Consider the following 14,164-nt stretch of genomic DNA (forward strand, 5'->3'; position numbering starts at 1 on the left):
AGCCCGCTCCCACAGGGGGGCTGCGCGTGGCAGAGAGTTTTGGTGCCGCCACAAATCAAATGTGGGAGCTGGCTTGCCTGCGATGGCGGTGGGTCAGTTGCCAGAAGTAGTCACTGGACTGCCGCTATCGCGGGCAAGCCCGCTCCCACAATGGGATTTGTGTCAGCCGCAGCTACGCCCATTCAGCGCGCAATTGCCGGGCAGCTGTAACCATGTGAATCAACGCCGCTTCCGTCTCCGGCCAGGCGCGGGTCTTCAGGCCGCAGTCGGGGTTGACCCATAGGCGCTCGGCCGGGATGCGCTGGGCGGCTTTGCGCAGCAGGTTGGCCATTTCCGAGGCGTCGGGCACCCGGGGTGAGTGGATGTCGTAGACCCCCGGGCCAATGTCGTTCGGGTAAGCGAAGGCTTCGAACGCGTCCAGCAGTTCCATGTCCGAACGGGAAGTCTCGATGGTGATCACGTCGGCATCCATCGCCGCGATGGACTCGATCACGTCGTTGAATTCGCTGTAGCACATATGGGTATGGATCTGGGTTGCGTCACGCACACCCGAGGCGCACAGGCGGAACACTTCGGTGGCCCAGTCCAGGTAGTGCTGCCACTGGGCCCGGCGCAGGGGCAGGCCTTCACGGAACGCAGCTTCATCAATCTGTACGATCTTGATGCCCGCCGCTTCCAGGTCCACCACTTCGTCACGGATCGCCAGCGCCAGTTGCCGGGCCTGCACTTCGCGGCTCACGTCTTCGCGGGGGAATGACCACATCAGCATGGTCACCGGGCCGGTCAGCATGCCCTTCATGACCTTGTCGGTCAGGCCTTGGGCATAGCGGATCCACTCCACGGTCATGGCTTTCGGGCGGCTCAGGTCGCCGAAGATCACCGCCGGTTTCACGCAGCGGGAGCCGTAGCTCTGCACCCAGCCAAAGCGGGTAAATACATAGCCGTCCAACTGTTCGGCAAAGTACTCGACCATGTCGTTACGTTCGGCTTCACCGTGCACCAGCACGTCCAGGCCAAGGTTTTCCTGCACTTCAACGGCGTGCTTGATCTCGCTGTGCATCGCCTCGACATATTCGGCCTCGCTTAACTTGCCGGCCTTGAACGACTGGCGCGCCAGGCGGATCGACGCGGTCTGCGGGAACGAACCAATGGTGGTGGTCGGGAACAGCGGCAAGTCGAGGCCGGCGCGCTGCTGGGCGATGCGCTGGGCAAACCGCGACTGGCGCTGGCTGTCCTTGGCGGTGATAGCCGCCACGCGAGCTTGTACCGCCGGTTTGTGGATACGCGGCGAGGCCCCGCGGGCCGCTTGCACGGCGCGGCTTTGGGCCAAGGCAGCAAGCACCTTCGGGGCTTCGGGCTGGTTGATGGCCTGGGTCAGCACGGCGACTTCTTCACACTTTTGTACGGCGAAGGCCAGCCAGCTTTTCAGCTCGGCGTCGAGCTTGTCTTCACGCCCCAGATCCACCGGGCTGTGCAGCAGCGAACAGGACGGCGCAACCCACAGGCGATCACCCAGGCGTTCATGGGCGTGCTGCAAGGTAGCCAGGGCATTTTCCAGGTCGCAGCGCCAGACGTTACGCCCGTTGACCACCCCCAAGGACAGCACCTTATAGGCCGGCAGACGGTCGAGAATCGTCGGGTATTGGTCAGGTGCGCGCACCAGGTCAATGTGCAGGCCATCGACCGGCAAGTTGGCCGCCAGGCCGAGGTTTTCTTCGAGCCCGCCAAAGTAAGTGGCGACCAGTTTTTTCAGCGGGTCACGCTGGATCAGGTTGTAGGCGCGTTCAAACGCGTTTTTCCAGTCCTGGGGCAGATCCAGCACCAGGATCGGCTCGTCGATCTGCACCCATTCCACGCCCAGGTCCGCCAGGCGCTGAAAGATCTGCCCGTACAGCGGCAGCAGGCGGTCAAGCAGGTCGAGCTTGTCGAAGTCACCGCCCTTGGCCTTGCCCAGCCACAGGTACGTCAGCGGCCCGATCACCACCGGCTTGACGGTGTGCCCCAGGTCGCGGGCCTCCTGGACTTCTTCGAACAATTGGTCCCAACCCAGGTGGAACTGCTGGTCCGCGCTGAATTCAGGCACCAGGTAGTGGTAGTTGGTGTCGAACCACTTGGTCATTTCCTGGGCGTGGGCACCGCCGCAGCAGCTGTCGCTGACGCCACGGGCCATGGCAAACAGGGTATTGAGGGTGGCATGCCCGTCAGCCGGGCGGAAACGCTCGGGGATCACACCAAACATCAGCGAGTGGGTCAGCACCTGGTCGTACCAGGCAAAATCCCCAGCCGGCAGCAACTCGATGCCGGCCTGTTTCTGCAAGTCCCAGTGGGTCTTCCGCAATTCACGGCCGACGGCGCGCAGACCGGCTTCGTCCAGCTCACCCTTCCAAAACGCTTCCTGCGCTTTTTTCAGTTCACGATCGCGTCCAATGCGCGGAAATCCAAGGGAATGAGCGACAGCCATGACAAAAACTCCAATGTGTTGGTATGGGAGCTATTGTCGGCAGCGGGTCATAATGAGACAAACTCATTTTACTGTAGATGATCACGAATCTCGCTCATGATCGGCCTACCCCAGGCTTTTTATGGAGACGGCTGAACGTGACGGAAGTCCCACCAACTGGCAGAAACTGGTTTTTTCTTGACCTCGGGTGGATAGAGCGAGCGGACAACGTGGATATCACCCTCGGAGAGCTCATTGTTGTCCCCAATAGCATCTCCACTGTTGAGCCAGGATGAATTGAAACCATAATGCATGATGGATTTACGATCATAGTCAGATGACACAACATCGGAAACCAACGGCCCAAAATTCGCTTTTAGTTCTTTCTCCCCACCTTTATCCATGTAGGTTTTCTTGACTTCGGACCAATTGATATCCAAATCATTGTTTTCGTGCTGATGTTCATGTTGCAACCCCAAAACATGACCGAACTCATGCTGGATCGTACCGGCGTTATAAGCATTCGGCCCACCCTTGAGGCCGATGACCATTGTAGGTTTGTCGGGCGGTACATAGAGCGAGCGGGTACCCAAGTACGAATGCCCACCGGAAATATCGTTGTCTGCGGCAATCCGGATATCCCCGTCGGCGGCGTCAGTGAACTCAAAGTGCAGATTGACGTGAGGCGCCCATTTATTGATGTTGGCTTTGGTAAATTCTTCTTGCTCTTTACTCATGCCCATCAGGGAAATTCTTATGACTGAGTGTTGTGGCCATAACGCCGAAGCTGACGCCACCCCACGCTTTTGCCTGGAAGACGCAGCAACCTCCCCCTTGGCAGTTTGATCGGCGTTCTCGTTGGCCAGGTAGTTCGGTGGATAGACAGATGAGTGAGCGTTCAGTTGGACAGTCAAAGTCGTAGCTCCAGCAGCGATGTATTTCCCATTACGTCGTAATTCGGCGCTATAGGTTCCACTGGGGCCATGACAAGGGTTTACACGTGACGATCAAGCGTGCGCCTGGCGACTAAACCACTGCCTGACCGCCTGGCCACACGGTTATGCACCCATTTGATGACCAATACCTGAGTGGCCTGTAGGCCCAAGCCTGCAAATTCCGCTGACTAACCTTTCGATCCTGAGCAAGTGCGGGCACAATGCCTGTCCTTTTTTGGCAGGCTCCGCCGCAGGCTCTGAAAAATGATCAAAACCCCGTATTACCTCATCGACAAACAGAAGCTTCTGGTCAACATGCAGAAGATCGCCTACGTGCGTGAGCAGTCCGGCGCCAAGGCGCTGCTGGCGCTCAAGTGCTTTGCCACCTGGTCGGTGTTCGACCTGATGCAGGAATACATGGACGGCACCACGTCCTCGTCGCTGTACGAGCTCAAGCTCGGTCGCCAGAAGTTCGAAGGTGAAGCCCACGCCTATAGCGTGGCCTGGGCCGACGATGAGATCGAGGAGATGCTCGACAACTGCGACAAGATCATCTTCAACTCCATCAGCCAGCTGCAGCGCTTTGCCGAGCGCAGCGAGGGCAAGACCCGCGGCCTGCGCGTCAACCCGCAAGTGAGCAGCTCCGACTACCTGCTGGCCGACCCGGCGCGTCCCTTCAGCCGTCTGGGCGAGTGGGATCCGGTGAAGATCGAAGGCGTGATCGAGCAGATCTCCGGCTTCATGTTCCACAACAACTGCGAGAACGGTGACTTCAACCTGTTCGACCAGATGCTGAACACCATCGAAGAGCGTTTCGGCGCACTGCTGCACAAGGTCAACTGGGTCAGCCTCGGCGGCGGCATCCACTTTACCGGCGAAGGCTATGCCATCGACGCGTTCTGCCAGCGCCTCAAGGCGTTCTCGCAGAAGTACGACGTGCAGGTGTACCTGGAACCCGGCGAAGCGGCGATCACCAACAGCGCCTCCCTGGAAGTGACCGTGCTCGACACCCTGTACAACGGCAAAAACCTCGCCGTGGTCGACAGCTCCATCGAAGCCCACCTGCTGGACCTGCTGATCTATCGCCTCAATGCCAAACTGGCGCCGAGCGATGGCGAACACACCTACATGGTGTGCGGCAAGTCGTGCCTGGCCGGTGATATCTTCGGCGAATATCAATTTGATCAGCCGCTGGCCATCGGCGATCGACTGTCGTTCATCGACACGGCAGGCTACACCATGGTCAAGAAAAACTGGTTCAACGGCCTGAAAATGCCGTCCATCGTAGTGAAACAACTCGACGGTACAGTCGAAGTGGTTCGTGAATTTGGTTACGACGACTACCTGTCCAGCCTTTCGTAAAGCGGACAGATAAAGGAGAGATAAAGCAATTGAAAAAGAACGTTCTTATCATTGGTGCAGGAGGTGTCGCCAAGGTGGTGGCCCACAAGTGCGCGCAGCACAACGACGAACTCGGTCGTATTGCTATCGCGTCGCGCAACATCTCCAAATGCCAGGCCATCATCGACAGCGTCAAGGCCAAGGGTAGCCTCAAGGTACCCGCCCAGATCCAGGCCTTTGCCCTGAACGCCCTGGACGTGGAAGCGACCAAGGCACTGATCCGCGAAACCGAATCGCAGATCGTCATCAACGTCGGCTCCGCCTTCCTCAACATGTCGGTACTGCGTGCCTGCATCGATACCGGCGTGGCTTACCTCGACACCGCCATCCACGAAGAGCCGGGCAAGGTCTGCGAGACCCCGCCGTGGTACGGCAACTACGAGTGGAACCACCTGGAGGAATGCAAGCAGAAAAACATCACTGCGATCCTCGGTGTGGGTTTTGACCCAGGTGTGGTCAACGCCTATGCGGCGCTGGCGCAACAACAGCATTTTGACCGCATTGATTCGATCGACATTCTCGACGTCAATGCCGGCAGCCACGGCAAATATTTCGCCACCAATTTCGACCCGGAAATCAACTTCCGCGAATTCACCGGGCAGGTGTGGAGCTGGCAGAACAGCCAGTGGACCAGCAACACCATGTTCGAAGTAAAACGTACCGACGACCTGCCGGTAGTGGGTTCACAGAACCTGTACCTGACCGGCCACGATGAAGTGCACTCGTTGTCGAAAAACCTCGACGTGCCCAACGTGCGGTTCTGGATGAGCTTTGGCGAACACTACATCAATGTGTTCACCGTACTGAACAACCTCGGCCTGCTCTCCGAGAAACCGGTCACCACCGCCGAAGGCCTGGAAGTGGTGCCTTTGAAACTGGTCAAGGCCGTGCTGCCTGACCCGTCCTCGCTGGCACCGGGCTACACCGGCAAGACCTGCATCGGCGACCTGGTCAAGGGCACCAAGGATGGCCAGCCACGCGAGCTGTTCATCTACAACGTGGCCGACCACGAAGACGCCTTTGCCGAAACCGAAAGCCAGGGCATCTCCTACACCGCCGGCGTACCACCGGTAGCCGCTGCGCTGCTGGTGGCCCGTGGCGAGTGGGACGTGCAACGCATGGCCAACGTTGAAGAACTGCCAGCCGAGCCGTTCCTCAAGGCACTGGACGTGATGGGCCTGCCGACCCGTATCAAGGACGAAAAAGGCGACCGCGCCTGGGATGCTATCGCCTGATAGCGTCTTGATTGACGGATCGCTCCCACGTCCTGTGGGAGCGATCAAAAACATTGCCCGGATCGTTGCATGGGCGGATATCAATGTTGCCAGTGCCTAAGCTATCGCAGGCAAGCCAGCTCCCACAGGGTTTATCGGTGGTTGCGGGATCTGCGCACCTTAACGTGGGCGTCCTACAGCGAACTCGTTATGCCAGCTGGCCCAAATTAATGTGGGAGCTGTCGAGCCCCAGCGAGGCTGCGATGGCGGCGGTACTGCTGGCATTGATATTGGCTGACCCACCGCTATCGTAGCCTCGCTAAAGCTCGACAACTCCCACAAGGTTTGTCGGTGTTTGTGGGATCTGCACACCTTAATGCTGGCGTCCTACAGCGAACACGCAATGCCATCTGGCCCAAATAATGTGGGAGCTGTCGAGCCCCAGCGAGGCTGCGATGGCGGCGGTACTGCTGGCATTGATATTGGTTGACCAACCGCTATCGTAGCCTCGCTAAAGCTCGACACCTCCCACAGGGTTTATCGGTGTTTGCAGGATCTGCGCACCTTAACGTGGGCGTCCTACAGCGAACACGCAATGCCAACTGGCCCAAATTAATGTGGGAGCTGTCGAGCCCCAGCGAGGCTGCGATGGCGGCAGTATTGCTGGCATTGATATTGGCTGACCCACCGCTATCGTAGCCTCGCTAAAGCTCGACAACTCCCACAGGGTTTATCGGTGTTTGCGAGATCTACGCACCTTAACGCGGGCGTCCTACAGCGAACACGCAATGCCATCTGACCCAAATTAATGTGGGAGCTGTCGAGCACCAGCGAGGCTGCGATGGCGGCGGTACTGCTGGCATTGATGCTGGCTGACCCACCGCTATCGTAGCCTCGCTAAAGCTCGACAACTCCCACAAGGTTTGTCGGTGTTTGTGGGATCTGCGCACCTTAACGCTGGCGCACCAGATGCTTCCTACATCCGTTTCAGGTTGTCCCTCGGAAAGGTGCTGACTAACCTTCCCGTTGCCGCTGCCAAATCAGCGGCCGGATTTGACCGTCCGACCAAACCAGTACGCTACAGCACCCCAGACCTATTTCAGGCGTTTTTCTTATGTCTGATGTATCGTGTCGCGGCAGCTGTGCGCGGGATACCTTCGGGTATGCCGGAATCACTGGTTTCCGGTCGGTCAACCCGCGTACAGCTGCCACCCTACTCGTTTGACCGCGAACGGTGGCAGCTCCACCTACCAGGAGCTTCACCATGATCAAACACAGCCCCAACCCCCCACCCAGCTACGATGCCAGTCTTCTGCGCGATGCGGCGGATCGTGCGATCAACCACTATCTGCACCCCGAGCCCCCCACCCCAACCGCTCAACCCAGCGACCCGGCGTCAGCAGCATTATTTACCGTGCGCACCGACCTGGACGCCGAAACCCTGCTGATCAATGCCTCGCAAGACCTGGCGTCGATCAACGTGATCGCCACGCACCTGGCCTTTGAAGTCGACGGTACGCACCGCAGCGTGGCGCTGGGCCTTTGCCGGATGCTCGAAGGCGTGCAGCTGCTGGTCGACCAGGCGCTGGATGGCTGCGCACAACCGGCCCTGTAGAGCTGGAATGCCGTTTTATGTAGGAGCGAGCTCGCTCCTACAATTACCGGTTGTTGCCCCCCCCTCGCACAAAAGGTAGTATTGAGAACGATTTACAATACCACCCTGAGAAAGTCGACCCGTGCAGTCACCTCCAATCCGCAAGCTGGGCTTCTTTTTCAACGACCATCACCGTTGGCTGCTGCAACATATCCAGCATCGCGTGCGTAACCATGCCGATGCCGAAGACACCGCCGCCGATACCTTCTGCCAGATGCTCGCCGCCCGGGTCGACCCCGACAGCATCGAGCAACCCCGGGCCTATCTCTCGACCATTGCACGCCGGCTGATTTTTGATCGCTACCGCCGCAGCCGTCTGGAAACCGCCTACCTGGAGCGCCTGGCCGCTGCCCCCGAAGCCTTGGCGCCCTCCCCCGAAGACCAATTGCAACTGATCCAGGCCCTGGTGGCGATTGACCGTGCCCTCGACGGCTTGCCGCTGATCGTCAAGGCCACGTTCCTTTATAGCCAGCTGGACGGCATGAGCTACGTGGCGATTGCGCACAAGTTGCAGTTGTCCGAGCGCACCGTCAGCCGCTACATGAAACAGGCCCTGCGCCAGTGCTACCTGGCCGAGCTGGCCCCGTGAGCAAGGCGCGCCTGGACCCGGTCAGCGAGCAGGCCATCGACTGGATGGTGCGCCTGCGCGCCGGCAAACCGGATGCGCGGATGCAGGAGCGCTTCAATGCCTGGCTGGCCCTGGACCCGGCTCACGCCCAAGCCTGGGCCCGTTTGCAGGAGCGCCTGGGCGGCTCGTGGAACACCCTGCGCACCCTCGAAAAACGCCTGCCCGGTGAAGCGCGACAAGTGCTGTTGCAGCCCCATGGTTCGCGGCGTGACATGCTGCGCGCCATCGGCGGCCTGGGATTGCTGGGCGGCGGCCTGTGGCTGGCGGCGCGCAGCCCGCTGGGCGACAACCTGTTGGCCGACCTGCACACCGCGCGCGGCCAGCGCCAGACATTCACCCTGGCCGATGGCAGCCGCCTGAGCCTGAATGCGCAGAGCGCGGTGGATGTGCAATTCGACCAACACCAGCGCCTGATCATCCTGCGCCACGGCGAACTGGTGATTCAGGTGGCGGCCGATGCGCAACGGCCGCTGCGCGTGCGCACTGCCCAGGGCAGCATCCAGGCCCTCGGCACGCGCTTCCTGGTGAGCCAGGAGCCGCAGGCTACACGGCTGGTGGTGCTGGAACACTCGGTGCAGGCGACCCTGCGCAACGGCGTGCAGCGCACCGTGCTGGAGGGCCAAGCCGTAATGCTGCAGGCCGATCGGATCGAGCCGCTGGCCGGCAACCAAGGCTTCCGGGCCGACTGGCTCGCCGGGCACCTGAGTGTGCTGGACGACTCCCTGGAACAGGTGGTCAACGCCCTGCGCCCGTACAGCCGTGGTTTTGTGCGCGTCGATCCTCAGGTGCGCGACTTGCGTGTGCAGGGGGTGTTCCCCCTCAACGACCCGCACCGCGCCTTCGGCGCCCTGGCCGAAACCCTGCCGATCCGGGTCGATCACTACAGCCCGTGGCTGACCCTGATTCGCGCCAAATAACCCGGGCAACATTTTTTATGCAAATAACTCTTATTTGTGTCCGGTTTTCATTTTTCGTCCCACCTATCTCCTGACACGTCCACACCTTCAGGAGAATGCTGTGCTCAACCCTTGGCCCCACGCCCTTTCTGTCGCCGTTGCCCTGGCAACCCTGGCGAGCCCTGCCCTGGTGCAGGCGCAAAGCCTGTCTTTCAACCTGCCGGCCGGCCCGCTGGCGCAAACGCTGAACGCCATTGCCAGCCAGAGCGGGCGCATTGTGTCCCTGGACCCGGTGCTGGTGCAGGGCAAGCAGGCCAATGCCGTGATTGGCCAGATGCCGGCCGAACAGGCCATGGACCGTGCGTTGTCGGGCAGCGGCTTGCAGTTGCGCATCACCGAGCAAGGTAATTTCAGCGTCGAGCCTGCCACTGACACGGGCAGCGCGCTGCAATTGGGCGTGACCTCGATTGTCGAGCACAGCATCGACCCCACCACCACCGAAGGCAGCGGTTCCTACGCCGCACGCGCGGTGACAATCGGCAAGGGCACCCACACCCTCAAGGAAATCCCCCAGTCGATCACGGTGATGACCCGCAAGCAAATGGATGACCAGGACCTGGTCGACCTCAAGGACGCCGTCAACCACACCACCGGCCTGGTGGGCGTGCAAGGCGTGGGCAAAGGCATGATCATCACCTCCCGCGGCTTCCAGATCGACGACTGGCAGTACGACGGCGTGCCGATCCCGCGCAATACCTACGCCCTGGGCAACTGGGCGACCCAGGACATGATTTTCTTCGACCGCCTGGAAGTACTGCGCGGCGCCTCCGGCCTGCTGCAGGGCACCGGCAGCCCCGGTGGCGCAATCAACCTGGTGCGCAAGCGCGGGCAGACGGCGCCCACCGTGGCCCTTACCGCCAAGGCCGGCAGTTGGGACCACTACGGCCTGCAACTGGACGCCGGCGGCCCGCTGAACCAGAGCGGCACGATCCGTGGGCGGATGGTGGCCGATGAAGACCAGAGCGATTCGTTCATCGACTACGAATGGAGCAAGACCCACTCGCTGTACGGCGCCCTGGACTTCGACCTGCAGGAAGACACCACCCTGGGCCTGGCCGTCAGCCGCACCAATGCCGAATCCCGGCCGATGCTGCGGGGCCTGCCGCGCTACAGCACGGGCAAGTCGATTGACCTGTCACGCTCCACCTTCAGCGGCTCGCGCTGGAACCACTCGCAGATCGACGTCACCACCCTGTATGCCGACCTGGAGCACCGCTTCAACGACGACTGGAAGTTCAAGGTCGGCGCGGTGCGCATGAGCGAAGAAAACACCTCCACCCACCAGCGCGTGCAGAGTACCGGCAACGGCATCAACGCCGACGGCACCGGGTTGACCTATGCCGATTGGTACACCGATTTCGACGGCACCAAGATCGGCCTGGACACCCACCTCACCGGGCGTTTCGAAGCACTGTCCATGGCCCAGGAAATTACGCTGGGCGGCAACTATTCCAAATACACGTCCAACGACATCATTGCCCGGACCTTTAACAAAAGCACCGACAACATCTTCGACATCGACAACAACCGCCCCGAAATCAGCTACGAGGGTCTGATGAACACCCCCGGCGGCAGTGCAACACCGAGCAAATACGACATCCGCCAAAAAGGCCTGTATGGCAGTTGGCGCGTCAAGCCCATCGACCCGTTGACCCTGGTACTCGGCGCCCGTGTCAGTTGGTATGACTACAGCTATACCTCCTCGGGCATCGCGGCGGTAACCCACGCCACCACCGTCAACGACCCCAGCACCACCAACGAAACCGGCGAAGTCACGCCCTACGCCGGGATCGTCTACGACCTGAGCCGCGAGTGGGCGGTGTACGCCAGCTACACCGACGTGTTCGAGCCACAGACCCAGCGCAACCTCAGCGGTGCGGTGGTCAAGCCGGTGATTGGCAGCAACTACGAAGTCGGGCTCAAGGGCGAATTGCTGGACGGGCGGGTCAATACCTCCCTGGCGCTGTTCCGCTACGACCAGGAAAACCGTGCGATCACCGACTTCGCGCTGGGCGAAGTCCCTGCCTGCGGCAACAGTTACTGCGCCACCAGCTCAGGCAAAGTCCGCAGCCAGGGCCTGGAAGCTGAAATCAGCGGTGAAGTGTTGAGCGGCCTGCAACTGTTTGCCGGCTATACCTACAACACCACCAAGTACCTTGAGGACCGGGATAACAAGGGCAAGGTATTCAGCCAGTGGACGCCCAAGCATATGTTGCGGGTGTGGGGCGACTACCAGTTCAGTGGCGACTGGAGCAAGGTCAGCGCCGGGTTGGGCTTTACCACCCAGAGCCATACCCTGGGGTATGAGTACAACTATGACGTGGCGGGCTACACGGTCTGGAACGCGCGGCTGGCGTATCAAATGACGCCGGAGGTGGGCTTGGCGGTCAATGCCAACAACCTGTTCGACAAGACCTACTACGCCTCAGGGTACAACCAGTTGAATGGCAACAACTTCTACGGTGATCCGCGCAATGTGATGTTCAGTGTGAAGTACACGCCGCAGTTCTGATGGACTGAAACAGCGATGGCGCTCCTGTGGACGCCATCGCTGGCGAGCTGGCTGCTGCGAACGCCGCTCACCTTATTCGCGTGGTCCACCCTGCCCAAACCGATAGATCGACAGGCAGTACAACCCCAGCGCCGCCACCGCCAGCAAGCCCCCCGCCGCGCCGATCCAGGCAAAGCCGAAATGCCCGCCGACCCAACTGCCCAACAGCGCGCCGCCGCCGATGCCGATGTTGTAGATCCCGGAAAACATCGCCATCGCCACATCGGTCGCGTCCGGTGCCAGCACCAGGACCTTGGACTGCAGCGCCAAGCCAAAAGCCATGATCGCCATGCCCCAGAACACGCTCAGCACCACCAGGTACGAAACGTCACCACTCAACGGCAACAACAGCCCCAGGCACAGCGCCAGCACCGACACGGCCACCAGCAAAAAGCGGTAAGGGTTGAAACGGTGCAGCAAGCTGAACAGTAACGACCCCATGATGCCCGCCCCGCCAAACACCAGCAGCACCAGGGTCACCGCATTGCCCCCCAGGCCCGCGACGCGTTCGACGAAGGGTTCGATATAGCTATAGGCGGTGAACTGGGCCGTGACCACCATGGCCGTCAACACGTACAGGGCCACCAGCGCCGGGCGCTTGAACAGCATCGGCAGGCTGCGCAGCGAGCCGGAGTTCTGGCTCGGCAACAGCGGCAAGGTGCGCGCCAGCCAGAACACCAGCACAGCGGCGAATCCGGCGATCACAATAAAGGTGGTGCGCCAGCCCATGGCCTCGCCCAGCAGGCGGCCCAAAGGAATGCCCAGGACCATCGCCAGTGAGGTGCCCGTGGCCAACAAGCCCAGCGCCTGCACCTGCTTGCCCGGCGGCGCCAGGCGTACCGCCAGGGAGGCGGTGATCGACCAGAACAGCGCATGGGACAAGGCAATGCCGATGCGACTGACCATCAACAAGCCAAAACTGTTGGCCACGCTGGAGAGGATATGGCTGGCGATAAACATGCCGAACAGCACAATCAGCAACTTGCGCCGCTCGACGTTGCGGGTCAGCAACATCACCGGCAGCGACGTCAATGACACCACCCAGGCATAGATGGTGAGCATCAGGCCGACCCGGGCGATCGGCATGTCGAAGCTGGCGCCGATGGCACTGAGCAGGCCGACCGGGACGAACTCAGTGGTGTTGAACACAAAGGCCGCCAGCGCAAGGGCGATGACCGGCTGCCAGTTGGCTTGAGGTGTGGTGGTGGAAGTACTCATCGACAGGTCGTTTTACTCAGTTGCGCGCCGATCCTGACGGCCCGATGCCTGCCCTTGAGCGGCGCCGAAAAATAGTAACACGATGGCTCAGGGATCGACTTGCGCCATGATCTCGGGAATCGACTCCGGGCGCTTGGCATAGCGCTGGGCCAGTACCGCGCAGACCATCAACTGGATCTGGTGGAACAGCATCAGCGGCAGGATCAACACGCCCATGGTGCTGCCGGCAAACAACACCTGGGCCATTGGCACCCCGGTGGCCAGGCTTTTTTTCGAGCCGCAGAACAGGATGGTGATGCGGTCTTCCTGGTTAAAACCGAACGCCTTGCCCAAGAGCGCGGAAGCCATCAGCACCAGCGCCAGCAGGATGCAGCAGGCCACCACCAGGCCGCCCAGCTCCCACAGGGGGATCTGGTGCCAGATGCCTTCGTTGACCGCCTCGCTGAAGGCGCCGTAGACCACCAGCAGGATCGAACCCTGATCGACGAATTTCAGCCAGTTTTTATTGCGCCCCACCCACGCACCGATCCAGCGTCGGGCGATCTGCCCGGCAATAAACGGCAGCAGCAATTGCACGCTGATCTTGAGAATCGCATCCACCGTGGAGCCGCCGTCGCCATGCACATTGAGCAACAAGGCCACCAGCAACGGCGTAAGGAAGATACCGAACAGGCTGGACGCCGCCGCGCTGCAAATCGCCGCCGGGATATTGCCCCGCGCCAGGGAAGTAAAGGCAATCGCCGACTGCACCGTGGCCGGCAACGCACATAAGTAGAGCATGCCCATGTACAGGTCTTTGCCGATCATCGGCGACAACAGCGGCTTGAGCGCCAGGCCCAGCAGCGGGAACAGCACGAAGGTCAGGCTGAACACCAGCAGATGCAAACGCCAGTGCCCGGCACCGGCGACGATGGCCTGGCGCGACAGCTTGGCGCCATGCAGGAAAAACAGCAGCGCGATGGCCAGGTTAGTCACCCAGCCAAACGCCACGGCGGCCTGGCCGCTGACCGGCAACAAGGAGGCGAGGACCACCGTGGCAATCAGGATCATGGTGAAGTTATCGGGTAAAAACCGGGGGCGTTTCATTAGCTGTTCTTCCAGGGGTTGCCAGGGCGTCGTGGCGACTCTAACGTAACGGCTGCCTACCGACTAACGCCAATGAGCCAG

Annotated in this window: 10 protein-coding genes; 6 read left to right on the plus strand and 4 right to left on the minus strand. The window is 60.8% G+C overall.

The window, feature by feature from the left end; translation table 11 throughout:
• Positions 1-172: 172 nt before the first annotated feature.
• Positions 173-2,461, minus strand: a complete 2,289-nt coding sequence (metE, locus tag HBR93_RS23275; RefSeq protein ID WP_169961179.1) for a 5-methyltetrahydropteroyltriglutamate--homocysteine S-methyltransferase — start codon at positions 2,459-2,461, stop codon at positions 173-175.
• 119 nt (positions 2,462-2,580) lie between these two features.
• On the minus strand, positions 2,581-3,354 hold the full coding sequence (locus tag HBR93_RS23280; protein ID WP_169961180.1) for a M12 family metallopeptidase: 774 nt from the start codon (positions 3,352-3,354) through the stop codon (positions 2,581-2,583).
• Between the two features lie 285 nt (positions 3,355-3,639).
• On the opposite strand from HBR93_RS23280, the gene HBR93_RS23285 reads away from it, so the two are divergent.
• The 6 genes from HBR93_RS23285 to HBR93_RS23310 all read left to right on the plus strand — a co-directional run bounded on the left by HBR93_RS23285 (position 3,640) and on the right by HBR93_RS23310 (position 11,740).
• Positions 3,640-4,737, plus strand: coding sequence for a carboxynorspermidine decarboxylase (locus tag HBR93_RS23285; protein ID WP_057438683.1), 1,098 nt, complete (start codon positions 3,640-3,642; stop codon positions 4,735-4,737).
• A 29-nt stretch (positions 4,738-4,766) separates the two neighbouring features.
• Positions 4,767-6,011 (plus strand): saccharopine dehydrogenase family protein, encoded by a 1,245-nt coding sequence (locus tag HBR93_RS23290; protein WP_057438684.1) that lies wholly within the window; start codon positions 4,767-4,769, stop codon positions 6,009-6,011.
• 1,243 nt (positions 6,012-7,254) lie between these two features.
• Positions 7,255-7,605, plus strand: a complete 351-nt coding sequence (locus HBR93_RS23295; RefSeq protein ID WP_115127998.1) for a DUF6124 family protein — start codon at positions 7,255-7,257, stop codon at positions 7,603-7,605.
• A gap of 121 nt (positions 7,606-7,726) precedes the next feature.
• Positions 7,727-8,233: a sigma-70 family RNA polymerase sigma factor gene (locus tag HBR93_RS23300; RefSeq protein ID WP_120732581.1), complete on the plus strand. Its 507-nt coding sequence runs from the start codon at positions 7,727-7,729 to the stop codon at positions 8,231-8,233.
• Positions 8,230-9,189: a FecR family protein gene (locus tag HBR93_RS23305; RefSeq protein ID WP_120732580.1), complete on the plus strand. Its 960-nt coding sequence runs from the start codon at positions 8,230-8,232 to the stop codon at positions 9,187-9,189. The genes HBR93_RS23300 and HBR93_RS23305 overlap by 4 nt, the downstream gene beginning before the upstream one ends.
• A gap of 100 nt (positions 9,190-9,289) precedes the next feature.
• Entirely contained in the window at positions 9,290-11,740 is a 2,451-nt protein-coding gene (locus tag HBR93_RS23310; RefSeq protein ID WP_120732579.1) for a TonB-dependent receptor, read from the plus strand.
• Between the two features lie 72 nt (positions 11,741-11,812).
• Here the strand turns inward: HBR93_RS23310 and HBR93_RS23315 are convergent, their stop codons facing one another.
• Together HBR93_RS23315 and HBR93_RS23320 are read right to left on the minus strand one after the other, a co-directional pair.
• On the minus strand, positions 11,813-12,997 hold the full coding sequence (locus HBR93_RS23315) for a sugar transporter (RefSeq protein ID WP_057959876.1): 1,185 nt from the start codon (positions 12,995-12,997) through the stop codon (positions 11,813-11,815).
• 87 nt (positions 12,998-13,084) lie between these two features.
• Complete coding sequence (locus HBR93_RS23320) at positions 13,085-14,083, minus strand: bile acid:sodium symporter family protein (RefSeq protein WP_169961181.1); 999 nt, start codon at positions 14,081-14,083, stop codon at positions 13,085-13,087.
• Between the last annotated feature and the right edge of the window lie 81 nt (positions 14,084-14,164).

This window comes from Pseudomonas sp. WS 5411, from assembly GCF_012985595.1.
GTDB classification, from domain to species: domain Bacteria; phylum Pseudomonadota; class Gammaproteobacteria; order Pseudomonadales; family Pseudomonadaceae; genus Aquipseudomonas; species Aquipseudomonas shahriarae.

Coding starts and splice junctions, on each gene's coding strand:
- metE (WP_169961179.1), bottom strand. CDS start 2,461: ATGGCTGTCGCTCATTCCCTTGGATTTCCGCGCATTGGACGCGATCGT.
- HBR93_RS23285 (WP_057438683.1), top strand. CDS start 3,640: ATGATCAAAACCCCGTATTACCTCATCGACAAACAGAAGCTTCTGGTC.
- HBR93_RS23295 (WP_115127998.1), top strand. CDS start 7,255: ATGATCAAACACAGCCCCAACCCCCCACCCAGCTACGATGCCAGTCTT.
- HBR93_RS23315 (WP_057959876.1), bottom strand. CDS start 12,997: ATGAGTACTTCCACCACCACACCTCAAGCCAACTGGCAGCCGGTCATC.
- HBR93_RS23320 (WP_169961181.1), bottom strand. CDS start 14,083: ATGAAACGCCCCCGGTTTTTACCCGATAACTTCACCATGATCCTGATT.